Source organism: Streptomyces caeruleatus, from assembly GCF_001514235.1.
In the GTDB taxonomy this organism is placed as follows: domain Bacteria; phylum Actinomycetota; class Actinomycetes; order Streptomycetales; family Streptomycetaceae; genus Streptomyces; species Streptomyces caeruleatus.
The window spans coordinates 185836-208418 of the sequence record NZ_KQ948937.1 but is presented as its reverse complement, the minus strand read 5'-3'; the positions used below and the strand labels follow the sequence as shown (position 1 = coordinate 208418).

General features: G+C 72.4%; 21 protein-coding genes. 10 read left to right on the top strand and 11 right to left on the bottom strand.

Features of this window, described 5'->3' with window-relative positions:
- Positions 1 to 224 precede the first annotated feature (224 nt).
- The 5 genes from AQJ67_RS35140 to AQJ67_RS35120 are packed head-to-tail and all read right to left on the bottom strand — an operon-like array spanning position 225 to position 5638.
- Positions 225 to 1022, bottom strand: coding sequence for a type III pantothenate kinase (locus AQJ67_RS35140; RefSeq protein ID WP_048586150.1), 798 nt, complete (start codon positions 1020 to 1022; stop codon positions 225 to 227).
- A gap of 8 nt (positions 1023 to 1030) precedes the next feature.
- Positions 1031 to 2002 (bottom strand): carboxylating nicotinate-nucleotide diphosphorylase, encoded by a 972-nt coding sequence (gene nadC, locus AQJ67_RS35135; RefSeq protein WP_062723389.1) that lies wholly within the window; start codon positions 2000 to 2002, stop codon positions 1031 to 1033.
- A 5-nt stretch (positions 2003 to 2007) separates the two neighbouring features.
- The gene (locus AQJ67_RS35130; protein WP_062723388.1) at positions 2008 to 3723 is read right to left on the bottom strand and encodes an L-aspartate oxidase; all 1716 of its coding nucleotides are present in this window, start codon (positions 3721 to 3723) and stop codon (positions 2008 to 2010) included.
- Complete coding sequence (gene panC, locus AQJ67_RS35125) at positions 3720 to 4712, bottom strand: pantoate--beta-alanine ligase (protein WP_062723387.1); 993 nt, start codon at positions 4710 to 4712, stop codon at positions 3720 to 3722. Before panC ends, AQJ67_RS35130 begins: the two co-directional genes overlap by 4 nt.
- Positions 4709 to 5638, bottom strand: a complete 930-nt coding sequence (locus AQJ67_RS35120; protein WP_062723386.1) for a Rossmann-like and DUF2520 domain-containing protein — start codon at positions 5636 to 5638, stop codon at positions 4709 to 4711. Before AQJ67_RS35120 ends, panC begins: the two co-directional genes overlap by 4 nt.
- 192 nt (positions 5639 to 5830) lie before the next feature.
- Here AQJ67_RS35120 and AQJ67_RS35115 point away from each other — a divergent pair, with 192 nt between their 5' ends.
- Positions 5831 to 7027: a threonine aldolase family protein gene (locus AQJ67_RS35115; RefSeq protein WP_062723385.1), complete on the top strand. Its 1197-nt coding sequence runs from the start codon at positions 5831 to 5833 to the stop codon at positions 7025 to 7027.
- On the opposite strand, the gene AQJ67_RS47165 is transcribed toward AQJ67_RS35115, so the two are convergent.
- On the bottom strand, positions 7017 to 7235 hold the full coding sequence (locus AQJ67_RS47165; protein WP_062723384.1) for a hypothetical protein: 219 nt from the start codon (positions 7233 to 7235) through the stop codon (positions 7017 to 7019). The two genes, AQJ67_RS35115 and AQJ67_RS47165, sit on opposite strands and share 11 nt — an antisense overlap.
- 163 nt (positions 7236 to 7398) lie before the next feature.
- Here AQJ67_RS47165 and AQJ67_RS35105 point away from each other — a divergent pair, with 163 nt between their 5' ends.
- Positions 7399 to 8502, top strand: a complete 1104-nt coding sequence (locus AQJ67_RS35105; protein ID WP_062723383.1) for a DUF5937 family protein — start codon at positions 7399 to 7401, stop codon at positions 8500 to 8502.
- A 137-nt stretch (positions 8503 to 8639) separates the two neighbouring features.
- Here the strand turns inward: AQJ67_RS35105 and AQJ67_RS35100 are convergent, their stop codons facing one another.
- Complete coding sequence (locus AQJ67_RS35100; protein ID WP_062723382.1) at positions 8640 to 9311, bottom strand: response regulator transcription factor; 672 nt, start codon at positions 9309 to 9311, stop codon at positions 8640 to 8642.
- 143 nt (positions 9312 to 9454) lie between these two features.
- Complete coding sequence (locus AQJ67_RS35095; protein ID WP_062723381.1) at positions 9455 to 10669, bottom strand: sensor histidine kinase; 1215 nt, start codon at positions 10667 to 10669, stop codon at positions 9455 to 9457.
- Positions 10670 to 10798: 129 nt separating this feature from the next.
- Here AQJ67_RS35095 and AQJ67_RS35090 point away from each other — a divergent pair, with 129 nt between their 5' ends.
- Complete coding sequence (locus tag AQJ67_RS35090) at positions 10799 to 11794, top strand: SAM-dependent methyltransferase (protein WP_062723380.1); 996 nt, start codon at positions 10799 to 10801, stop codon at positions 11792 to 11794.
- 94 nt (positions 11795 to 11888) lie between these two features.
- Here AQJ67_RS35090 and AQJ67_RS35085 read toward each other — a convergent pair whose 3' ends face one another.
- Positions 11889 to 13040: an NADH-quinone oxidoreductase subunit D gene (locus AQJ67_RS35085; RefSeq protein ID WP_062723379.1), complete on the bottom strand. Its 1152-nt coding sequence runs from the start codon at positions 13038 to 13040 to the stop codon at positions 11889 to 11891.
- 31 nt (positions 13041 to 13071) lie between these two features.
- Between AQJ67_RS35085 and AQJ67_RS35080 the strand changes: the two genes are divergently transcribed.
- Both AQJ67_RS35080 and AQJ67_RS35075 read left to right on the top strand, forming a co-directional pair.
- A complete protein-coding gene (locus AQJ67_RS35080; protein ID WP_062723378.1) occupies positions 13072 to 13608 on the top strand; it encodes a PH domain-containing protein in 537 nt (178 codons plus the stop codon).
- Positions 13605 to 14939: a PH domain-containing protein gene (locus tag AQJ67_RS35075; protein ID WP_062723377.1), complete on the top strand. Its 1335-nt coding sequence runs from the start codon at positions 13605 to 13607 to the stop codon at positions 14937 to 14939. Before AQJ67_RS35080 ends, AQJ67_RS35075 begins: the two co-directional genes overlap by 4 nt.
- A gap of 51 nt (positions 14940 to 14990) precedes the next feature.
- Here the strand turns inward: AQJ67_RS35075 and AQJ67_RS35070 are convergent, their stop codons facing one another.
- Both AQJ67_RS35070 and AQJ67_RS35065 read right to left on the bottom strand, forming a co-directional pair.
- Positions 14991 to 16388: a hypothetical protein gene (locus AQJ67_RS35070; protein ID WP_167366245.1), complete on the bottom strand. Its 1398-nt coding sequence runs from the start codon at positions 16386 to 16388 to the stop codon at positions 14991 to 14993.
- Positions 16389 to 16532: 144 nt separating this feature from the next.
- Complete coding sequence (locus AQJ67_RS35065; RefSeq protein ID WP_062723376.1) at positions 16533 to 17651, bottom strand: alpha/beta hydrolase; 1119 nt, start codon at positions 17649 to 17651, stop codon at positions 16533 to 16535.
- A gap of 247 nt (positions 17652 to 17898) precedes the next feature.
- Between AQJ67_RS35065 and AQJ67_RS35060 the strand changes: the two genes are divergently transcribed.
- The 5 genes from AQJ67_RS35060 (at position 17899) to folK (ending at position 22565) form a co-directional block, all read left to right on the top strand.
- Positions 17899 to 19725 (top strand): phosphatidylglycerol lysyltransferase domain-containing protein, encoded by a 1827-nt coding sequence (locus AQJ67_RS35060; RefSeq protein WP_062723375.1) that lies wholly within the window; start codon positions 17899 to 17901, stop codon positions 19723 to 19725.
- 141 nt (positions 19726 to 19866) lie between these two features.
- The gene (gene folP, locus AQJ67_RS35055) at positions 19867 to 20790 is read left to right on the top strand and encodes a dihydropteroate synthase (RefSeq protein ID WP_062723374.1); all 924 of its coding nucleotides are present in this window, start codon (positions 19867 to 19869) and stop codon (positions 20788 to 20790) included.
- Positions 20787 to 21290: a nuclear transport factor 2 family protein gene (locus AQJ67_RS35050; protein WP_062723373.1), complete on the top strand. Its 504-nt coding sequence runs from the start codon at positions 20787 to 20789 to the stop codon at positions 21288 to 21290. The genes folP and AQJ67_RS35050 overlap by 4 nt, the downstream gene beginning before the upstream one ends.
- 307 nt (positions 21291 to 21597) lie before the next feature.
- Positions 21598 to 21957 carry a dihydroneopterin aldolase gene (gene folB / locus AQJ67_RS35045; protein ID WP_062723372.1) on the top strand — a complete coding sequence of 120 codons (360 nt, stop codon included), beginning with the start codon at positions 21598 to 21600 and terminating at the stop codon, positions 21955 to 21957.
- Positions 21954 to 22565, top strand: coding sequence for a 2-amino-4-hydroxy-6-hydroxymethyldihydropteridine diphosphokinase (gene folK, locus AQJ67_RS35040; RefSeq protein ID WP_062723371.1), 612 nt, complete (start codon positions 21954 to 21956; stop codon positions 22563 to 22565). Before folB ends, folK begins: the two co-directional genes overlap by 4 nt.
- Positions 22566 to 22583 lie beyond the last annotated feature (18 nt).

Genomic DNA, 22583 nt, shown 5'->3' with positions numbered 1-22583 from the left:
ACGGCCCCTGGCACTTCCAGCCCGCCCGGCGTCTTTGAGGACGAGACCGCCCCCAACCCCCACCCACCCGCAGAGGGCTAGACGGCCCCTGACACTTCCAGCCCGTCCGGCGTTTGAGGACGAGGCCGTTCAGGCCGATGGGGGTCCAGGGGGCGCAGCCCCCTGGCGGGGTCGAAGGGGCGGAGCCCCTGGGGATGGGACGGGTAGGGGCGGCGGGGGCGAGGTCACATTCGGGAGACGTTGCGTTCGTAGACGAGGCGGAGGCCGATCAGGGTCAGCCAGGGCTCGTGCTCGTCGATCACGGAGGACTCGCCGAGGACCATGGGAGCGAGGCCACCCGTCGCGATGACCGTGACCTCCTCGGGATCGTCGGCCAGTTCGCGGGCCATGCGGTTGACCACGCCGTCGACCTGCCCGGCGAAGCCGTAGATGATGCCGGACTGCATCGCCTCGACCGTGTTCTTGCCGATGACGCTACGGGGACGGGCCACCTCGATCTTGCGGAGCTGGGCGCCCCGGACGCCGAGCGCCTCGACGGAGATCTCGATGCCGGGAGCGATGACACCGCCGATGTACTCACCGCGCGCGCTCACCGCGTCGAACGTCGTCGCCGTACCGAAGTCGACGACGATCGCCGGACCGCCGTAGAGGTCGACAGCCGCGACCGCGTTGATGATGCGGTCGGCGCCGACCTCCTTGGGATTGTCGGTGAGGATCGGTACGCCCGTCTTCACGCCGGGTTCGACAAGGACGGCCGGGACGTCGCCGTAGTAGCGGCGGGTGACCTCGCGGAGTTCGTGGAGGACCGAGGGGACCGTCGCGCAGATGGCGATGCCGTCGATGCCGTCGCCGAGTTCGTCGCCGAGGAGCGGGTGCATGCCCATCAGGCCCTGGAGGAGGACCGCGAGCTCGTCGGCGGTGCGGCGGGCGTCCGTGGAGATGCGCCAGTGTTCGACGATGTCCTCGCCGTCGAACAGGCCGAGGACGGTGTGCGTGTTGCCTACGTCGATCGTGAGGAGCATGCCCGTTCCTACTCCGCCGCTCGCAGGTCCAGGCCGATGTCCAGGATCGGCGAGGAGTGGGTGAGGGCGCCGACGGCGAGGTAGTCGACGCCTGTGTCGGCGTACGCCTTGGCGTTGGTGAGGGTCAGACGGCCCGACGCCTCCAGGGCTGCCCGGCCGTGCACGATCGCCACCGCCTCCTCGCACTCGCCCGGCGTGAAGTTGTCCAGGAGGATCAGATCGGCGCCCGCGTCCACCACCTCGCGGAGCTGGTGGAGAGTGTCCACCTCGACCTCGATGGGGAGGTCCGGGAAGGCTTCGCGGACCGCCTGGAAGGCCGCCGCGACGCCGCCGGCGGCCACCACGTGGTTGTCCTTCACCAGGGCCGCGTCCGACAGGGACATGCGGTGGTTCACGCCGCCTCCGCAGCGCACCGCGTACTTCTCCAGGGAGCGCAGGCCCGGCGTCGTCTTGCGGGTGTCGCGGACCCTCGCCCCGGTGCCGTCGAGTACGTCCGCCCACGCGCGCGTGGCCGTCGCGATGCCGGAGAGGCGGCAGAGGATGTTCAGGGCGCTGCGTTCGGCGGTCAGGAGGTCGCGGGTGCGGGTGGTGACGGAGAGGAGCTTCTGGCCTGCCTCCACCTTGTCGCCGTCCTCCACATGGCGCTCCACCTCGAACTCGTCCTCGCAGACGATCGAGACGACGGCCTCGGCGACCCTGAGGCCCGCCACGACGCCCGCCTCGCGCGCGACGAAGTCGGCGGTCGCGGTCGACTCCTCGGGGATCGTGGCGACCGTCGTCACGTCCACGCCGTGGGCGAGGTCTTCCTGGATGGCCACGTTGGCGATGTCCTCGACCTCGACCGGGTCGAGGCCCGCGTCGGCCAGGAGCTGGGCGAGCGCGGGGTCGAGGCCGCACTCCAGGTACTCCTCGCCGGCACCGCAGGCGCAGTCGTCGCCGCAGCCGCCGCTCGAGGCGAGGGGAAGGTCGGGGGTGGTCACTTCTGTCACTGCTCCTGCTGTGGCTGCCGGGTCGGGGGGAAGTCTGCGGTGTCGGTGGTGTGCACGGCCAGTGTGCGGTCGGGGTTCAGGCGTACGACGATGTGGCGGCGCCAGGACGCGTCGTCGCGGTCGGGCTCGTCCTCGCGCCAGTGGCAGCCTCGCGTCTCCTCGCGGAGCTGGGCCGCGGTCACCAGGGCCCGGGCCACGCACAGGAGGTTGGTGGCCTCCCAGGTGTCGACGCCGGGCTCGGCCGTCTTGCCGTTCTCGGCGAGGGCGTCCCGGGCCTCGGTGTGCAGCTGCTGGATCTGCTCGGCGGCCTTGGCGAGGGATTGCCCGGAGCGCAGGACGCCCGCGCCGTCCGTCATGATCCGCTGGATCGTGAAACGGGCCTCGGGCGTGAGCAGGGGGTGCTCGGGGGTCTCGGGGTACGGCACCGGGTGCGGCACGCGCGCGTGGAGGCCGTTCGCCGCGCGGGACGCCGCGATGTCCTCCGCGATGCGCTCGGCGTAGACCAGGCCTTCCAGGAGGGAGTTGGAGGCCAGACGGTTGGCGCCGTGCACGCCCGTGCAGGCGACCTCGCCGCAGGCGTACAGGCCGGGGACCGTCGTACGGCCCTGGGAGTCGGTGCGTACGCCGCCGGAGGCGTGGTGGGCGGCCGGGGCGATCGGGATGGGGGTGGTGACCGGGTCGATGCCGTTGGCGCGGCAGGCGGCGAGGATCGTCGGGAAGCGGTGCTCCCACATGTCGGCGCCGAAGTGGCGGGCGTCGAGGAACATGTGCTCGGCGTCCTGCTCCTGCATGCGCCGCAGGATGCCCTTGGCGACGATGTCCCGGGGGGCCAGTTCGGCGAGTTCGTGCTGTCCCACCATGAAGCGCACACCGTCGGCGTCGACCAGGTGGGCGCCCTCGCCGCGCACGGCCTCGGAGACCAGGGGCTGCTGGCCCTCGGCCTCCGGACCGAGGAAGAGCACGGTGGGGTGGAACTGGACGAACTCCAGGTCGCTGACCTCGGCGCCCGCGCGCAGGGCCAGGGCGACCCCGTCGCCGGTCGACACGGACGGGTTGGTCGTCGCCGAGAAGACCTGGCCCATGCCGCCGGTCGCGAGCACCACCGCGGGGGCGTGGACCGCGCCCACGCCGTCGTGCTGGCCCTCGCCCATGACGTGCAGGGTCACGCCCGCGGTACGGCCGTCCGCGTCCGTCAGGAGGTCGAGCACGAGCGCGTTCTCGACCGTGCGTACGCCACGCGCGCGTACCGCCTCGACCAGGGCGCGGGAGATCTCCGCGCCGGTCGCGTCGCCGCCCGCGTGGGCGATACGGCGGCGGTGGTGGCCGCCCTCGCGGCCGAGGGCCAGTTCGCCCTCCTCGGACTCGTCGAAGTGGGCGCCGGTCTCGATGAGGCGGCGTACGGCGCCGGGGCCCTCGGTGACGAGGATGCGAACCGCGTCCTCGTCGCACAGGCCCGCGCCCGCCACCAGGGTGTCGTCGAGGTGCTGCTCGGGGGTGTCGCCCTCGCCGAGGGCCGCGGCGACGCCGCCCTGGGCCCAGCGGGTGGAGCCGTCGTCCAGGCGGGCCTTGGTGACGACGACCGTCCTCAGGCCGGAGGCCTCGCAGCGCAGGGCGGCGGTGAGGCCGGCGACGCCGGAGCCGACGACCACGACGTCCGCGTCGATGGACCATCCGGGCGCTGGGGCGTGCAGTCGTATGCCTGTGCTGGTCACGAGGCGGCTCCGAAGGTGAGGGGGAGGTTGTCGATCAGCCGGGTCGTCCCGACCCGGGCGGCGACGGCGAGGACGGCCTCGCCGGTGAAGTCGTCCTCGATCTCGGTGAAGTCGGACGGGTCGACGAGCGCGAGGTAGTCCAGTTCGAGCGGCGGGTCCAGGCGGGCGGCCTCGTCGAGGACCAGGCGGGCGGCGGCGCGGACGGCCGCCGGGGCGCCGGGGACGGCCTTGGCGACGGCGTGCGCGTCGGCGGCCGCGCGGGACTCCCCTATGGCGCTGAGCGCCTCGGCACGCGCACGCGTGGCGGGCACTTCGCGGGCCCGCGCGCGCAGCGCCTCCTGTGCGGCGTGCCGGTCGCGGCCGGCGAACAGCGACTGGGACAGGGCGAGTGCCGTACGCCGCTCCTTGGGCGCGAGGTAGCGGTTGCGGCTGGACAGCGCGAGGCCGTCCTCCTCGCGCACGGTCGGGACACCCACGATCTCGACGCCGAAGTTCAGGTCGCGCACCATGCGGCGGATCAGGGCGAGCTGCTGGGCGTCCTTCTGGCCGTACAGGGCGACGTCGGGGCGGGTGAGGTGGAGCAGCTTGGCGACGACGGTGAGCATGCCGTCGAAGTGGCCGGGGCGGGAGCCGCCTTCCAGGCGCTCGCCCATGGGGCCGGCGCTGATGCGGACCTGGGGTTCGCCGCCGGGGTAGACCTCGTCGGCCGAGGGGGCGAACACGGCGTCCGCGCCCGCCTGTTCGGCGATCTTGAGGTCGGCCTCCAGGGTGCGCGGGTAGCGGTCGAGGTCCTCGCCCTTGCCGAACTGCAGGGGGTTCACGAAGACGGTGACGACGACCTCGCCCTCCGGTCCGGCGATGGTGCGCGCGGTGCGGATCAGGGTGGCGTGGCCCTCGTGCAGGGCGCCCATGGTCATCACGACGGCGCGGCGGCCGGCACGCGTGCGTGCGTGCAGTTCGTCGGCGGTGCGCAGCAGGGTGGTCGTCATCGGGCCCCTCCCTCGGCGCCGTCGGATCCGTGGGCGAGTACCCCGAGGAGGTCCTCGGCGAGCTCCGGCTTCAGCAGCCCGTGGGCGAGCGCCCGGTCGGCGGTCGCGCGGGCCATCGCGAGATACCCGGCGACGGTCTGCGGGGCGTGCCGTCGCAGCTCGGTCACGTGCGCGGCGACGGTGCCCGCGTCCCCGCGCGCGACGGGGCCGGTCAGGGCGGCGTCGCCGGAGCGCAGGGCGTTGTCGAGGGCGGCGCCGAGGAGCGGGCCGAGCATCCGGTCGGGGGCGGCGACGCCCGCCTCGCGCAGCAGCTCCATGGACTGGGCGACGAGCGTGACCAGGTGGTTGGCGCCCAGCGCGAGCGCCGCGTGGTACAGCGGGCGCATGTCCTCGGCGACCCATTCCGGTTCGCCGCCCATCTCGATGACCAGGGCCTCGGCGGCCAGCCGCAGTTCCTCGGGCGCGGTGACCCCGAAGGAGCAGCCGGCCAGGCGCTGGACGTCCACCTGGGTGCCGGTGAAGGTCATCGCCGGGTGCAGGGCCAGCGGCAGCGCGCCCGCGCGCAGGGCCGGGTCGAGCACCTTCGTGCCGTAGCGCCCGGAGGTGTGCACCAGGAGCTGCCCCGGCCGGACGGCCCCGGTGTCGGCGAGCCCCTCGACCAGTCCGGGGAGAGTGTCGTCGGGGACGGTCAGCAGGACCAGTTCCGCGCGCGCGAGGACTTCGGCGGGCGGCACGAGCGGCACGTCGGGGAGCATCTGCGCAGCTCGCCGCCGGGAGGTCTCGGAGACCCCGGAGACGGCCACCGGGCGGTGCCCGGCGAGCTGGAGGGACGCGGCGAGCGCGGGGCCCACGCGGCCGGCGCCGACGACGCCGACGGTGAGGCGCGCGGGGCGGTCCCTGGGGTCTGGCTGTTGGCTTGTACTCACTCCGGCGGCCTTCCCGTTCCAGTCCGCTCTGGGTACCGGACGATTTCTCGTCATGTTAACGCGATCGGTTCGGGAGGGCTTCGGTTGTCCACAGGCTGTGGGTTATCGCACGGCCCGGACTGTGGACAGGACGCGGGCGGGCGCACGGAAACGCGGGTGCTCGCGCGCGTCCACGCGAGGCATCATCCGGGGATGAGTGACACGGCGCCGCACCACGGCCACCCGCTGAATCAGACGTCCGACGAGGAACGGCGCGGGCAGCTCCGCGAACGACGCATCGCCGCCCAGCGCAGCGCCCGGCGCGTGTTCGCGCGCCACGGTTTCCAGAAGTCCCTCCGGGAGCGCCTGTCCCTGCTGGACGAGGCCAAGGACGTGTACGACCTGGACGAGCCGTCGGACATCTACGGCAACGGCGTTGTGGAGGTGCTGGAGGAGAAGGTCGCCGCACTGCTCGGCACGGAGGCGGCCGCCTTCTTCCCGACCGGCACGATGGCCCAGCAGGTGGCCCTGCGCTGCTGGGCGGGCCGGACCGGCAACCCGACGGTCGCCCTGCACGCGCTGAGCCACCCCGAGGTGCACGAGCGCAACGCGTTCAGCCAGGTGAGCGGTCTGCGTCCGGTGCGGGTGACGAGCGAGCCCAGGATGCCGACCGCCGCCGAGGTGCGCGACTTCGCTGAGCCCTTTGGGACGCTCATGCTCGAACTCCCCTTGCGGGAAGCCGGTTGTGTGCTGCCCACGTGGGACGAGCTCACCGACGTCGTGCAGGCGGCGCGCGAGCGGGACGCCGTGGTGCACTTCGACGGCGCCCGCCTGTGGGAGTCCACCGTGCAGCTCGGCCGTCCGCTGGAGGAGATCGCGGGCCTGGCGGACAGCGTGTACGTGTCGTTCTACAAGTCGCTCGACGCCTTCGGGGGTGCGGCCCTGGCCGGCCCGAAGACCCTGGTCGAGGAGGCCAGGACCTGGCGGCACAGGTACGGCGGCCAGATCTTCCAGCAGTTCCCCACCGTGCTGTCGGCGCTGGTCGGCCTGGAGCGGCAACTGCCCCGGCTGCCGGAGTACGTGGCGCACGCGCGCGTGGTGGCCGCCGCGTTCCGCGAGGGCTTCGCGGCGGCCGGCCTGCCGTGGGCGCGCGTGTACCCCGAGGTGCCGCACACCCACGACTTCCAGGTCTGGCTGCCGTACGAGGCGGACGTGCTCACCGAGGCGGCGGTGCGCCAGGCCGAGGAGACCGGCACCATGCTGTTCACCTCCCCCTGGGACCCGCACGGCCCCGGCCTGGCCTTCACCGAGATCCATGTACGGGCCCCCGGCCTGGAGTGGAGCGAGGAGGACGTGAAGGCGGCGGTCGCACAGTTCGTGGCCCAACTGCCCTCGCGGGTCAGCCGGTAGAACGCCGCCGCCCGCGCAGCCAGCGGCCCAGGCCCGCCCGGATCCGCTCCCGGGCCGGCCGCCCGGCCATGACGGCCGCCCTGAACTGCCGGTGGTCGCGCCACTCGCGGACGACCTGCCAGTCGTGGGCGCCCGGCGCCGGAGGGGCGGGCTCGCCGAGCTGCCGGGCGCGGTAGACGTCGAGGAAGTGGTGCTGCGTGATGCTCATGTGGATCGCCTTCTCGGGACGTTGGAGACATGACATAGGGATCGGGCTCCGCGGCTGCCCCGGTGGTCCCAGGCTGCGTCCGAGGTCACGGTCGCGTCGCGTGGATTGACGGCGGCCGTCAATCGACGGCCGCGTTGTCAGTGGCGGGGTGCACCATGAGGGCATGAGCGTGAGCATCGACATCGCGGGGCTGCGGCCGGAGAGGGTCGTCGTGGTCCCCTCGCCCCTGGCCGAGCTCGGCACGGCGCTGCACGCGCTGGCGGAGTCGGGGCACCATCCGGGGCTGCGGGGCTGGGCGACGAGTGTCACCACCCGGCTCGATCCGCACCTGGCCGACCGGATGTGCGAGGCCGACTTCCTGTGGCGGACGACGTTCTCGGATCTGTTCCTGCCCTGTGCGGGCGTCCCGGGCGGGACCCTGCCCGGCGCGACACTCGCCGAGGAGCTGGATCTGCTGGACAAGCTGACGGACGAGCAGTTCGTGGACGCGGCCCTGGAGTTCACCTGCGCCCTGCCCTACGCCACGCCGAGCCAGGACGTGCTGGCCGACGCGGAGCTGCGCCGCCGCGCCTTGGAGTTGGCCGCCGCGCGCGGGCCGCAGCAGTTGCGGTTCAGCCAGCGGCTGCTCGACGACCCACCGCGCATCCGGACCTGGCTGCGGCAGTTCCTTCAGGACTGCGACGAGGCGTTCTTCGCCGACACCTGGTCCCGGCTGCGCCACCAGCTCGCCGCGGACGCCCGTCACCGGACCGACCTCCTGCGACGCAAGGGGCTGGCCGAGGCGCTGACGTCGATCTCCGCGGCGGTGGTGCTCGACGAGGCCGCCGGACGGATCACCATCGACAAACTCCGCCAGGGCCACAGCCTGATCAGGAACGGCAGTCTGCTGCTGGTGCCGACGAGCCTGGGCTGGCCGCATCTGATGGTGCTGCACCGGCACGGCTGGCAGCCCGTGCTGCACTACCCCGTCAGCTCCCCCGAGCCGGCGTCACCGCCCTCGGTCGAGCAGCTGACCCTGCGCATGACCGCCCTGTCCCACCCGGTGCGGATGCAGCTGTGCCGCAACCTCGCCCGCAGCACGTACACCACGAGCGAGCTCGTACAGATCCACGGCATGACCGCCCCGGAGATATCCCGGCACCTGAGCGTCCTCAAGAAGGCGGGCCTGATCACCACCCGGCGCCGGGGGCGGTACGTCCTGTACCAGCTGGACGTCACCGCGGTCGCGCGGCTCGGCAGCGACTTCCTCGAAGCGCTCCTGAGATGACGGGCGCTCACGGGGTGGCCGTCGGTCGAACCGGATGTGCCTGACCCCGACCCGCACCCGCCGCACCCGCCGCAGCCGCGCTCGGCGAGGAGGAGCACGCGCGGACCTTCAGGCAGCGCCCGCGCACGAGCGAACCGTCAGCCGTGCCCGCCGGCCCGCACCAGCCCCGTCTCGTACGCCAGGACCACCACCTGGACCCGGTCGCGCAGCCCCAGCTTGGTCAGGATGCGGCCGACGTGGGTCTTCACGGTGGCCTCGGACAGGACCAGCCGGGCCGCGATCTCACCGTTGGACAGGCCCTGGGCGACCAGCACCATGACCTCGCGCTCGCGGTCGGTGAGCCGCTCCAGCTCCTTGTGCTGGGGCTCCTTGCCGGCGGAGGGCAGCATGGGCGCGAACCGGTCCAGCAGCCGCCGGGTCGTCGAGGGGGCCACCACGGCGTCGCCGCTGTGCACGGAGCGGATGGCGGCGAGGAGTTCGCCGGGCGGCACGTCCTTGAGCATGAAGCCGGAGGCGCCCGCCTTCAGCCCGGAGAAGGCGTACTCGTCGAGGTCGAAGGTGGTGAGGATCAGCACCTTGGGCGGCTCGGGCTCGGAGCAGATGCGGCGGGTGGTCTCCACACCGTCCAGCTTCGGCATGCGCACATCCATCAGCACGACGTCGACGGGGGTCTCGCGCAGCACCTGGAGGGCCTCGACGCCGTCGCCCGCCTCCGCGACGACCTCCATGTCCGGCTGGGCGGCGAGCACCATCCGGAACCCGGTGCGCAGCAGCACCTGGTCGTCGACGAGCATCACGCGGATCGTCATCGGGTCCTCTTCCGTGTCTTCCGTATCCGTCTGCACGGCCGCTCTACAGGGCCGCTCTGCAGTTCTTCCGCTCTGCAGTTCTGCCGTTCTACAAGGCCGTTGTCACGCCGTGACAGGTGTCAACGAGGGGCATGCGATGGGCGTCAGTGTGCCGGTTTGAGCGGCAGGAGCGCACTGATGCGGAATCCTCCGCCCGGGCGCGGTCCCGCGTCCAGGGTGCCGCCGACCATGCCGACGCGCTCGCGCATCCCGATCAGGCCGTGCCCCTCGCCGTCGGCGCCGCCGTCCTCGTACAGCTCGTGCGGGGCGCCCTTGCCGTCGTCCTCGACGAGCAGGCCGAGCCCGTCGTCGAAGTAGACCAGGCGCACGCTGGCGCCCGCGTTCGGCCCGCCGTGCTTGCGGGTGTTGGTGAGCGCCTCCTGCACGATGCGGTACGCCGTGAGTTCGACGCCGCTGGGCAGCGGGCGCGGGGTGCCCTCGACCTTGAAGTCGACCGGCAGGCCGGAGGTGCGGCACTGCTGGACGAGGTCGTCGATCTGCTCGACGTCGGGCTGCGGGACGTACTCGCCGCTCTCCTGGTGCTCGCCGGTGCGCAGCACGCCGAGCAGGCGGCGCATCTCGGCGAGGGCCTGGCGGCCGGTGGAGGAGATGGTCTCCAGGGCCTTCTTGGCCTGGTCCGGGGCGGAGTCGAGGACGTAGGCGGCGCCGTCGGCCTGCACCACCATCACGGAGACGTTGTGCGCGACGACGTCATGCAGCTCGCGTGCGATCCGGGCGCGTTCGGCGGCGACCGCGACCTTGGCCTGCGCCTCGCGCTCCTTTTCGAGCCGGGTCGCGCGCTCCTCCAGCTGCTCGTAGTAGGCGCGGCGGGTGCGGATCGAGTCGCCGAGCACCCAGGCGAGGGCGAACGGGACCGACGTGAAGATCATCAGAGCCACCGTGCCCAGGACGCTGGAGTCCTGCTCCGGCCAGCGCAACTGCGCCACGGGTGCCGCGCACAGGCCTACGCCCAGCGCGAGCCGGGAGGCCCAGCGGGCGCCGGTCGCGGCCACGGTGTAGACGATCACCAGGAAGGCGAAGTTGGCGGCCGTCGTCGCCACGTCCAGGGCCAGTTGAGCGAGCCCCACACCGATGGCCAGCAGCAGCATCTTCTCCGGCATGCGCCGGCGCAACGCCATCACCAGGCACAACAGGAGGACGACCGGGACGATGACCGCCTCGGAGCGGATGCCCGGATGGTCCTGCCCGCCCTCCTCCTGAACGGCCACGGTCAGCACAGAGATCCCGAACAGGAAGACGGCCCAGAAGCTGTCGACCCCTGTCGGGTGCCTGCGGAGGAAGTCATAGAGGCGCTGCACGTAACCCAGCGTAGGGAAGCGAGATGCGTGCAGGGGTCAACCGGAGGGCCGATCCGCATCACCCGCGTGTACTCCGCAAGGTGGAGGCTGCGTTCCCCTGTGCGCTTACGCCCTGTCTAGCCTGGGCCGGTGACAGCAGAGGCGACGGGTGAGTGGTGCGGGTGGCGTGCGGCGGCGGAAGCCGCCCTCTACGGTCCGGACGGCTTCTACCGCCGGCCCGAGGGACCGGCCGGCCACTTCCGTACGTCCGTCCACGCCTCGCCGCTCTTCGCCGGCGCCGTGGCCCGGCTGCTGTGCCGGGTCGACGAGGCGCTGGGCCGGCCCGTCTCGCTCGACTTCGTCGACATGGCGGCGGGGCGCGGCGAGCTGGTGACCGGCGTGCTGGCCGCCCTGCCCGCCGAGGTGGCGGCACGCACGCGTGCGTACGCCGTGGAGCTCGCCGACCGGCCGGGAACCCTCGACCACCGGATCGAGTGGCTGCCCGAGCCGCCGCGCCGGATCACAGGCCTGCTGTTCGCCAACGAGTGGCTGGACAACGTGCCGCTGGAGGTCGCGGAGGTGGACTCCGCGGGCGTACCGCGCCTGGTGCTGGTACGGCGGGACGGGACCGAGCGCCTCGGGGAGCCGGTCGCCGGTGCGGAGTCCGAGTGGCTCGCGCGATGGTGGCCGTCGGCGAGCGCCGCCGAGGGCACGCGGGCCGAGATCGGGCTGCCGCGGGACGAGGCCTGGGCCGGCGCCGTGTCGGCTCTCGACCGGGGCCTGGCCGTCGCCGTGGACTACGCGCACACGGCGGCGACGCGGCCGGCCTTCGGCACCCTCACCGGCTTCCGCGAGGGCCGCGGGACGGCGCCCGTGCCGGACGGCTCGTGCGACATCACGGCGCATGTGGCGCTGGACGCGTGCGCACTGCCCGGCGCGCGCCTGCTGTCCCAGCGTGCCGCCCTGCGCTCGCTGGGCATCACGGGCGCACGGCCCCCGCTGGAACTGGCCTCGACCCGCCCCGCCGAGTACGTACGAGCCCTCGCGACCGCGGGCGAGGCCGCCGAGCTGACGGCGTCGGGCGGGCTCGGGGACTTCGGGTGGCTGGTGCAGCGGGTTGGAATTCCGGACGTACTGGCGGACTGAGCGGCCGAGACGGTTGGAATTCCGAACGGACCCCCGCTTCCGAACGGACCCCCGCTCTCCGAACGCCCCCCCTGCTCTCCGAACGGACAGCCCCCTACTTGTCGATGTCCCCCACCACGAAGAACATCGACCCCAGGATCGCCACCATGTCCGCGACCAGCGTCCCCGGCAGCAGCTCGACCAGCGCCTGGATGTTGTTGTACGAGGCCGAGCGCAGCTTCAGCCGGTACGGCGTCTTCTCGCCCTTGCTGACGAGGTAGTAGCCGTTGATGCCGAGCGGGTTCTCGGTCCACGCGTACGTGTGGCCCTCGGGCGCCTTGAGCACCTTGGGCAGCCGCTGGTTGATCGGTCCGGGCGGCAGCTCGGCGAGCCGGTCGAGGCAGGCGTCGGCGAGGTCGAGGGCGTTGTGGGTCTGCTCCAGCAGGCACTCGAACCGGGCGAGGCAGTCGCCCTCCTCGCGGGTCACCACCTTCAGGACGTCCCCGAGCTCGCCGTAGGCGAGATAGGGCTCGTCCCGGCGCAGGTCGAAGTCCACGCCGGAGGCGCGCGCGATCGGCCCGCTCACGCCGTACGCGTGCACGGCCTGCGGTGTGAGGGCGCCCACGCCCCGCGTACGCCCCCGGAAGATCTCGTTGCCGAGGACCAGGTCGTCGAACCGGTCCATGCGGGAGCGCACGTCGGCGACGGCGGTACGCGCGCGCGTGGTCCACCCGGCCGGCAGGTCCTCCTTCAGACCGCCGACCCGGTTGAACATGTAGTGCATGCGCCCGCCGGAGACCTCCTCCATGACGTGCTGGAGTTCCTCGCGCTCGGTGAAGGCGTAGAAGATCGGCGTGATCCCACCCAGCTCCAGCGGGTACGACCCCAGGAACATCAGGTGGTTGAGCACCCGGTTGAGCTCCGCGAGCAGCGTCCGCGTCCACACCGCCCGCTCGGGCACCTCCATGCCGAGCATGCGCTCCACGGCGAGGACGACACCCAGCTCGTTGGAGAAGGCCGACAGCCAGTCGTGGCGGTTGGCGAGCATGATGATCTGGCGGTAGTCACGGGCCTCGAAGAGCTTCTCGGCGCCGCGGTGCATGTAGCCGATCACCGGCTCCGCGTGCTGGATGCGCTCGCCGTCCAGGACGAGCTTGAGGCGCAGCACGCCGTGCGTGGACGGGTGCTGGGGACCGATGTTGAGCACCATGTCGGTGCTCTCCGCGGCGCCGCCGATACCGACCATGGTCTCCGTCGTAGGAGTCATGGACACAGTCTCTCCTACGTACGCTGGCCTCATGGAGACGGGGAGCCCGGACAACACGGGGACGACGGGGACGACGGGGACGACGGGGGACGATCGGGAGGCGGACGAGCCGGGGTGGACCGGGCTGCCACCGGGGCTGCTCCGGATGCGCCGACTGCTGCTGGTGGTGTGGCTGGGGCTGCTGGCGGTCGGGCTCGGCCTGCTGCTCGGTCTGCTCGTCGGCCCGGGCTGGGCCGCCTTCTCGCTGCTGCCCCTGGCGGTGATCGCCTGGGGCTGGGTGATGCTCGGCCGCAACTGGCGTTCGTGGCGGTACGCCGAGCGCGCCGACGACCTGTTGATCAGCCGGGGCGTGCTGTGGCGCGAGGAGACGGTCGTGCCGTACGGCCGGATGCAGCTGGTCGAGGTCACGTCGGGGCCCGTCGAGCGGCACTTCGGGCTGGCCAGCGTGCAGCTGCACACGGCCGCCGCCGCGACCGACGCCACGATCCCCGGCCTCGACCCGGCGGAGGCGGAACGGCTGCGCGACCGGCTCACCGAGCTGGGCGAGGCCCGATCGGCCGGCCTGTGACGGCGCCGGGCGTCGACGACGCCGTGGGCGAGAGGCGGTCTGTGACGGATCGGCGGCTGCACCCCGTGACGCCGCTCAGGCGCGCGTGGGCGCCGGTCGCCGTGCTGATCGGCTGGGCGGTGCACGACCCCGACCAGGCACAGCGCCAGCTGACCCGGCTGACCACCACCACGATCCTGGTCGCCCTCGCCGTACTCGTCCCGGCAGCCGCCCTGTACGGCTTCCTGACCTGGTGGTTCACGCATTTCGCGGTGACCGACAGCGAGCTGCGGATCCGCACCGGGCTGGTGTACCGGCGCACCGCGCACATCCGGCTGGAACGCATCCAGGCCATCGACATCACCCAGCCGCTGCTCGCGCGCGTGGCGGGCGTCTCGAAGCTCAAACTCGATGTCATAGGCACGGACAAGAAGGACGAACTCGCCTTCCTGGGCGCGGACGAGGCGCGTGCGCTGCGCGCGGAACTCCTCGCGCGCGCCGCCGGTTTCGCGCCCGAGACGGCGCACGAGGTGGGCGAGGCGCCGTCCCAGGAGCTGCTGCGCGTGCCGCCGGGCGTCCTGGCCGTATCCCTGGTCCTGACCGGCGCCACCTGGGGAACGCTGGCCGCCGCCGTCGTCGTACCGACGATCCTCTGGCTGGTCACGGAGAGCGCGTGGTCGGTCCTCGCGACCGCCGTGCCGCTGTTCGGCGCGGCGGGCGCGAGCAGTGTGGGGCGGTTCGTCGCGGAGTACGACTGGACGGTGGGCGAGTCCCCGGACGGGCTGCGCCTCGACCACGGTCTGCTCGACCGCGCGCACGAGACGGTGCCGCCGGGCCGTGTGCAGACCGTGCGCATCGTCGAGCCGCTGCTGTGGCGGCGGCGCGGCTGGGTGCGGGTGGAGCTCGACGTGGCGGGCTCGTCCAACTCGGTCCTGCTGCCGGTCGCCCCGCGCGAGATCGCCGCGTCGGTCGTCGCGCGCGTGCTGCCCGGCGCGACCGTCCCGCCGCGCGCCGCCCTGTCGCGTCCGCCGCGGCGGGCGGGCCGGTGCGTGCCGGTGTGGTGGCGCGGGTACGGCCTCGCCGTCACGGACGCGGTCTTCGTCGCCCGGACCGGCCTCCTGCGCCGGAGCCTGGCGCTCGTGCCGCACGCGAAGGTCCAGAGCGTACGGCTGGCCCAGGGGCCGTGGGAGCGGCTGTGGGGCGTCGCCGACGTCCACCTGGACACGGGGGCCAACAAGACCGTGACCGCCCGTCTGAGGGACGCCCAGGAGGCCGCGGAGCTGCTGCGGGCACAGGCGGAGAGGTCCCGCACGGGCCGCAGGGACGCACGGCCGGACCGGTGGATGGCCTAGGTCGTGTCCGCAAGTCCCGTCGTCCGCCCGGCCTGGGCCCGGTCGGGAGCGTCAGGAAACCGCGCTGCGCAGCCCCTGCACATCGATCTGTTCCGTCTCGTCGTGCGCCGTCAGATCGATGACCTGGCCGATGCCCCGGGCCTCCTCGTCCGCCGGCTTGAACTCCGCCTCGGACTCGGCCTTGTGGAGCGCGAGGGCCTCCTGGCCCACGACGTCGGCGAGGTCCTCGTTCTGGACGGACTCCAGCGCGGAGGGCACGGCCCCCTTCTTCGTACCGAAGAAGTCGAAGTCGCCCTCGACCGCCGGACGCCGTGCGGGCGTCGAAGGTACGACGGCCACGGCGGTCGGCGCGATGAAGTGCCCCGACGGCTGCTGGGCCGCGGGCAGGGCGGACTGGGCGGCCGGGGTGAGGGCGCCTGCCGGGGTGCTGGCGGCCGCGCGCTCGTGCCCGTCGGCCGCCTCGGGCTTCCCCTGGGCGTCGTCCTCCAGCGCGGGTTCCTTCTCGGACGCTCCGGAGCCGGCGGGCTCGGTGGCGCGGGCCTCGGTGGCGCGGGCCTCGGTGGCGCCCGAACCGGCCTTCACGGACTCGCCGTCGGAGGGCGCGTCGCCCTTCGGGGGGTCGTTCTTCGGCGGGTGGTCCTTCGGGAACTCGTCCTCGGGGGCGTTCGATTCCTTGGGGGCGTTCGAGTCCTTGGAGGGGTTCGAGTCCTTGGAGGGGTTCGAGTCCTTGGAGGGGTTCGAGTCCTGCGGCTCCTTCGAGGACTCGGCGTCCTGCTCGGAGCCGTCCCCCTCCGGCGTCACCGGGGCCTCGTCGTCGAACCGCGCCAGCGCCTCCTTGGCCCGCAGGAACAGCCGGGACCCCTCCGGGGAGAAGACCGCGGGAGCCGCCGCCTTGTCCTCGGCGCCCTCGCCGTTCTCCGCGCCCTCAGAAACCTCCGCGTTCTCGGCGGAGCCCTTCGCGACCGGAACCGGCGGCAACGCACGCGCGGGCGTGGCCGCCTCTATCTCCAGGACCCGGCGCTCCTCCAGGACGCTCGCCCGCTCGGTCTCCGCCGTGGCGTACCGGCGCAGCAGCGAGGCGTGCTCGTTGCGCAGCCCGGCGAGCTCCGTCCGCTTGGCCCGCAGTCGCTGCTCCAGCTTCACGCGCAGCTCGCGCGACTCGTCGAGGTCGCTCTCCAGCTCCGCGACCCGCTCCTCGTGCCGCCACTCGTCGCTCGCACGCGCGCGCGTGAGGTCGGCGACCTGCTTGCCCGCCTGCGTGTCCCAGCGACGCATGACGACCGCGCCGACGACCGCCGTCGCCGCGGCGGCCGCGGCCAGGCCGCGCAGCACCAGGGGCTCGGTGAACACCCACGGCGCAAGGGCGCAGACGACGGATACGCCTGCTATCGCCGACGGGGGCAGCAGCCTGTGCAAGGGCGGTGAATGACGGTGACGTCCACGTGGCATGGCCAGAAACTTACCGCGCGTAGGCGAATCTTGGCGCCCCGCCCCGTAAAAACGCAGCCATCCCGAGTCGTTCATCCGGCATCAGGAATCAGATCTGTCACCGAATTGACCAAGAACCAAGATCAAAAAGCCTCGCGGGCCGAGTCACCTGCCCCCCAGCCGCCCGCTCATCCACTCCAGCGTCCCCGGAATCTCGCGCCGCCAGGTGTTGAAGTTGTGCCCTCCGCTTTCGAGGATGATCGACGAGATCCGAGTCAGCTTCGTGGCCTTCACGCGTTCAATGAACTTCAACGTGGCCTTGTAGTTGGATTCTCCAACTTTGCTGCTGCTGACAAGCAGTGAAGTGTCCGGAGCAGGCATGTGCTTGAGGTACCACCACAGGTTCGCGCGATTGCGCAGTTCCTTGTCGCCGTGGAAGAGATCGCCGGTGGTGGGGTCGTTCGGCGCGTTGTAGTAGGCGGAAAGGCCCGCCCCGGCGGCGTACACGCGCGGGTGGTGCATGGCGAGTTTCAGCGCGCAGTAGCCGCCCGTGGAGTCGCCGATGATGCCCCAACCGCCCTGCCCGCGGGCCACCCTGTACTGGCCGCTCACGGCATCGGGCAGGTCCTGGGCGAAGAACGTCTCGGTCTGCGGGCCGCCGGGAATGTCCACGCACTCCGTGTCCCTGGGCGGCGCCACGGTCGGCCGCATCATCACGAGGATCATCGGCTGCATACGACCGTCCTCGACGAGCCGCGCGGCCGTACGCGGATAGTCGAGTTTGTCCACCAGCGCCTCGGCCGTTCCGGGATACCCGGTCAGCACGACCGCCGCCGGGAACGTGCGGGTGCGGTACCGCGGCTGGAAGTACTCCGGCGGCAGATACACGTACGCGGGCGTGGCGATGTGTGACATACGGCCCACGACGGCGATCTTCTGGATCTGCCCGCCCAACTGCGGCCGCGCACTGGCGGCCCCCGGGACCCGTCGGGTGTCCACGACCTTCAGTGGCCCGCCGGCCGGCGTGTGGTCCACCACCACGCCCTGGCCCTTCTCCTGTCCGAAGAGGTCGGCCCAGGTGGCGTAGAAGCCGAAGGCCTGGTTGGCGGCGAGACCGACCGCCGTGAAAAGCATCAACTGCGTGGACAGGAGCAGGCCTACGCGGCCGCTCACCGCCCGCCAGCCGCGCCGCGCCAGCCGTGGCCACAGCCAGACCGTGCCGACGAACAGCCCTAGGGCGCCCAGCACCGCCAGTGCCAGCACCTTGTCGCTCGTGAGACCCATCGATGGTTACCTGTTCGCGCTTTCCGCCCGGTCCCACGCTTCCCCCGCGCTGCCTCCCCCGCTCCTTCGCAAGGGCTTGCCCCGGACTTTCCTTGGCCTTTGAAACGGTTTTGGGGAGCGGAGTGAACCTCTCCCCTCGAGACACCGTCCTAGAGGGCGCAATGTCGCCGGATGCCCGAATCGGCACCGGATCCAAGGTCTCTCGCAGAACTAATGGGATGCGATGTCTGTCAGGACAGATGTGGAAATGTCGGGTGGGGTTCCCCAACGATCAAGCCAGGCAGGGCACCTGCCGGGCCGAGTACGGCATCTGCTCCGCGGCCCGCGGCCGGAGGCCGTTCCGGTCCTCGTCGGCAGGGCCTGCGCCCTGGTGGGGCTGCTGGACATCGCCGCGGGCGTCTTCCCGCGGTTCCGGCACAGCCGTATGCACGCCATCGCCGAGGTGCTGCCGGGCTCGACGGGCCCGTTCGCGGCCGCGCTGTCGCTGAGCGCCGGTGTGCTGCTGCTCCTGCTCGCCCACGGCCTCAAGCGGGGCAAGCGGCGGGCCTGGCGGGCCGCCGTCGTCCTGCTGCCGGCCGGCGCGGTGGCGCAGTTCACGTACCGCCACTCCGTGGTGGGCGTCCTCATCTCACTGGCGCTGCTGGCACCCCTGCTGATCCACCGCGACCAGTTCAGGGCCCTGCCCGACCCGCGCAGCAGGTGGCGGGCGCTCGCCAACTTCATCCTCATGGGCGCCGGTTCACTCGCCCTCGGCCTGATCATCGTCAGCGCCCACCCGAACACCCTGGTCGGCGACCCCAGCCTGGCCGACCGCATCACGCACGTCCTGTACGGCCTGTTCGGCTTCGAGGGCCCCGTCGACTACCAGGGCAACACCTCCTGGACGGTCGCCTTCTCCCTCGGCGCCCTCGGCTGGATCACCGCGGTCACCACGATCTACCTCGCCTTCCGCCCCGAACACCCCGCCGCACGCCTCACCGAGGACGACGAGGCACGCCTGCGTGCCCTGCTGGAGAAGCACGGTGCCCGCGACTCGCTCGGCCACTTCGCGCTGCGGCGCGACAAGGCCGTCGTCTTCTCCCCCAGCGGCAAGGCGGCCGTGACGTACCGCGTCGTCTCCGGCGTGATGCTCGCCAGCGGCGACCCGATCGGCGACGTCGAGGCCTGGCCCGGCGCCATCGAGCGCTTCATGGACGAGGCCCGCGCCCACTCCTGGACCCCCGCCGTCATGGGCTGCTCCGAGACCGGCGCCGAGGTGTGGACCCGCGAGACCGGGCTCGACGCCCTCGAACTGGGCGACGAGGCGGTGGTGGACGTCCCGGATTTCTCGCTCACCGGCCGCGCGATGCGCAACGTACGTCAGATGGTCAAGCGCATCGAGCGCGCCGGTTACGAGACCCGGGTACGGCGCGTCCGTGACCTCGGCGAGACCGAACTGGAGCGCATCCGCCGCGCCGCCGACGACTGGCGCGGCACCGACACCGAGCGCGGCTTCTCCATGGCGCTCGGCCGCATCGGCGACCCCACCGACGGCGACTGTCTGATCGCCACCGCCCACAAGGCAGACGAGGAGCCGGGGCCGTACGGCGACCTCAAGGCGATCCTCCACTTCGTGCCGTGGGGCACCGACGGGGTCTCCCTTGACCTGATGCGCCGCGACCGCTCGGCCGACCCCGGCATGAACGAACTGCTCATCGTGGCCGCCCTCCAGGCCGCCCCGAAGTTCGCCGTCGCGCGCGTGTCCCTCAACTTCGCCATGTTCCGCTCGGCCCTGGCCCGCGGCGAGAAGATCGGCGCGGGACCGGTGCTGCGCGCCTGGCGAGGCCTGCTGGTCTTCCTGTCCCGCTGGTTCCAGATCGAGTCCCTGTACAAGTTCAACGCCAAGTTCCGCCCCCGCTGGGAGCCCCGCTTCGTGGTCTACCGCGCCTCCGCCGACCTGCCCCGCCTCGGCTTCGCCGCCATGCAGGCGGAGGGTTTCGTGAACCTGGCACTGCCGCGCTTCCTGCGCCGCCGTACGACCGCTCCGCGCCCGTGCGCCCACGCGGTGGCGGAACGCGACGTCCGGGCCGCATAGTGGCAGACGGTTCGGCAGCGCCCCGAAGGGGCGCGGGGAACTGCGCGACCAGCCACGACGGGCCCGCAGCCGCCCACCAACCTGTTCCGGCACCTACAGTGGAGCGCTCGGCCCTCCCAGCGGAGCGCCTACGCTGAACGTATGAGCAAGCAGAGCGGACGCGGGCGCGTCGCGGGCCTTCCGCAGTGGGACCGGTGCGCGGTCATGGGAGTCGTCAACGTGACTCCCGACTCCTTCTCCGACGGCGGCCGCTGGTTCGACACGACGTCCGCCGTCAAGCACGGCCTCGCCCTGGTCGAGGAGGGCGCCGACCTGGTCGACGTCGGCGGCGAGTCCACCCGCCCCGGCGCCACCCGGGTCGACGAGGACGAGGAACTGCGCCGGGTCGTCCCCGTCGTCCGCGGCCTCGCCGCCGAGGGCGTCACCGTCTCCGTCGACACCATGCGCGCCTCCGTCGCCGAGCAGGCCCTCGCCGCCGGCGCCGCCCTCGTCAACGACGTCAGCGGCGGCCTCGCCGACCCCGCGATGATCCCGGTCGTCGCGGACGCCGGCGCCCCCTTCGTCGTCATGCACTGGCGCGGCTTCCTGGAGGGCGGCAACGTCAGGGGCGTCTACGCCGATGTCGTCGCCGAGGTTCTCGACGAACTCCACGCGCGCGTGGACGCCGTTCTCGCCGGCGGCATCGCCCCCGACCGCGTCGTCGTCGACCCGGGCCTCGGCTTCTCCAAGGACGCCGAGCATGACCTGGTCCTCCTCTCCCACCTCGACCGCCTCCTCGGCCTCGGCCACCCCCTCCTCGTCGCCGCCTCCCGAAAGCGCTTCCTCGGCCGGGTGCTCGCCGGCCCGCAGGGCGCGCCGCCGCCCGCCCGCGAGCGCGACGCCGCCACGGCCGCCGTATCGGCGCTCGCGGCGCACGCCGGCGCGTGGGCGGTGCGCGTGCACGAGGTGAGCGCCACGGCGGACGCGGTGCGCGTCGCACGCGCCATAGAAGGGGCGCGCAGCACACCCGAGAGCACCCCCGGCGCGGACACCCCCGGCGCGGACACCGCGGAAGGAACCCGGTGAGCGCCCCCCACACCGACGTAGAGCAGGTCGAGGCCGCCAACACCGCCTTCTACGAGGCACTGGAGCGCGGCGACTTCGAAGAGCTCTCCTCGCTCTGGCTCACCCCGGCCGACCTGGGCATCGACGAGACGTACCACGACCCGGCCGACGCCGGCGTGATCTCCTGTGTGCACCCCGGCTGGCCGGTGCTCACCGGCCGCGGCGAGGTCCTCAGGTCGTACGCGCTGATCATGGCGAACACCGACTACATCCAGTTCTTCCTCACCGACGTACACGTCTCCGTCACCGGCGACACCGCCCTGGTGAACTGCACCGAGAACATCCTCAGCGGCGGCCCCGCACCCGACGGCGACGGGGAGCTCGGACCGCTCGTCGGCCAGCTCGTGGTCGCCACGAACGTGTTCCGGCGCACGCCCGACGGCTGGAAGCTCTGGTCGCACCACGCCTCACCGGTTCTGGCCGAAAACGACGAGGCCGAGGACGACGACACCCCGTCCTGAATGGGTAGGCGACGGACAGGGACGACGCGGGGGCCGACGCGCGGGAGCCACCCGCAAGGGCCCCCGCGGGACCCCGCCGGGACCAAGGAGTGGTTGGAATCACGCCTTCGCGGGTAGGCGCGGCTACCAACCCATGAGGGCGCCGGGTTCCCCAGGGGAAACACGCGATGAATCCTCCGGCCCGGCCCGGACCCACGCCCCCGTGGCCCGGCCCTGTCAGTGCCCGCAGGTAGATTCGTTCGAGGCCGGTGTGCCGCCCGCACACGGCATCGACCGGCCGTCACCGACGATTGCAGGAGTGATTCGCGTGGATCGTGTCGCGCTGAGCGGCCTGAAGGCCCGCGGGTACCACGGCGTGTTCCCCGAGGAGCGCGAGGAGGGCCAGACCTTCGTCGTGGACCTCGTCCTGGGCCTGGACACCCGACCGGCCGCCGCCGACGACGACCTGACGAAGACCGTGCACTACGGCGTCGTGGCGGAGGAGGTCGTGGCCGTCGTCGAGGGCGAACCGGTCAACCTCATCGAGACGCTCGCCGAGCGCATCGCCCAGGCCTGTCTGAAGCACGAAGGGGTCCAGGAGGTCGAGGTCCGCGTCCACAAGCCGAACGCGCCGATCACGGTCCCCTTCGACGACGTGACCGTCACCATCACCCGGAGCCGAGTATGACTGCACCCTTCATCAAGGGCCCCAGCGACCCGACCGTACAGCCGGTACCCGTCTCCGTCGTCGAGCAGGTCGACGCCGCCGACACCACCCTCCACAACCCGAAACGGGCCGTGATCTCCCTCGGCGCCAACCTCGGCAACCGCCTGGAGACCCTGCAGGGCGCCATCGACGCCCTGGAGGACACCCCCGGCGTGCGCGTCAAAGGCGTCTCCCCCGTGTACGAGACGGAGCCCTGGGGCGTGGAGCCTGGCACCCAGCCCGCCTACTTCAACGCGATCGTGGTCCTCAAGACCACCCTCCCCCCGTCCTCGCTCCTGGAGCGGGCGCACGCGGTCGAGGAGGCCTTCCACCGCGTACGGGACGAGCGCTGGGGCGCGCGCACCCTCGACGTCGACATCGTCGCGTACGCCGACGTCGTCTCCGACGACCCCACCCTGACGCTCCCCCACCCCCGCGCCCACGAACGGGCCTTCGTCCTCGCCCCCTGGCACGACCTGGAGCCCGAGGCCCAGCTGCCCGGCGTCGGCACGGTCGCCGACCTGCTCGCCGGCGTCACCCGGGACGGCGTCACCCCGCGCAAGGACCTGGAACTCCAGCTCCCCGAGTAGTCGTTAAGGTCAGGACGG

Coding starts and splice junctions, on each gene's coding strand:
- AQJ67_RS35140 (WP_048586150.1), bottom strand. CDS start 1,022: ATGCTCCTCACGATCGACGTAGGCAACACGCACACCGTCCTCGGCCTG.
- panC (WP_062723387.1), bottom strand. CDS start 4,712: ATGACGACCACCCTGCTGCGCACCGCCGACGAACTGCACGCACGCACG.
- AQJ67_RS35115 (WP_062723385.1), top strand. CDS start 5,831: ATGAGTGACACGGCGCCGCACCACGGCCACCCGCTGAATCAGACGTCC.
- AQJ67_RS47165 (WP_062723384.1), bottom strand. CDS start 7,235: ATGAGCATCACGCAGCACCACTTCCTCGACGTCTACCGCGCCCGGCAG.
- AQJ67_RS35105 (WP_062723383.1), top strand. CDS start 7,399: ATGAGCGTGAGCATCGACATCGCGGGGCTGCGGCCGGAGAGGGTCGTC.
- AQJ67_RS35100 (WP_062723382.1), bottom strand. CDS start 9,311: ATGACGATCCGCGTGATGCTCGTCGACGACCAGGTGCTGCTGCGCACC.
- AQJ67_RS35085 (WP_062723379.1), bottom strand. CDS start 13,040: ATGACTCCTACGACGGAGACCATGGTCGGTATCGGCGGCGCCGCGGAG.
- AQJ67_RS35080 (WP_062723378.1), top strand. CDS start 13,072: ATGGAGACGGGGAGCCCGGACAACACGGGGACGACGGGGACGACGGGG.
- AQJ67_RS35070 (WP_167366245.1), bottom strand. CDS start 16,388: ATGCCACGTGGACGTCACCGTCATTCACCGCCCTTGCACAGGCTGCTG.
- AQJ67_RS35065 (WP_062723376.1), bottom strand. CDS start 17,651: ATGGGTCTCACGAGCGACAAGGTGCTGGCACTGGCGGTGCTGGGCGCC.
- AQJ67_RS35060 (WP_062723375.1), top strand. CDS start 17,899: ATGTCGGGTGGGGTTCCCCAACGATCAAGCCAGGCAGGGCACCTGCCG.
- folP (WP_062723374.1), top strand. CDS start 19,867: ATGAGCAAGCAGAGCGGACGCGGGCGCGTCGCGGGCCTTCCGCAGTGG.
- folK (WP_062723371.1), top strand. CDS start 21,954: ATGACTGCACCCTTCATCAAGGGCCCCAGCGACCCGACCGTACAGCCG.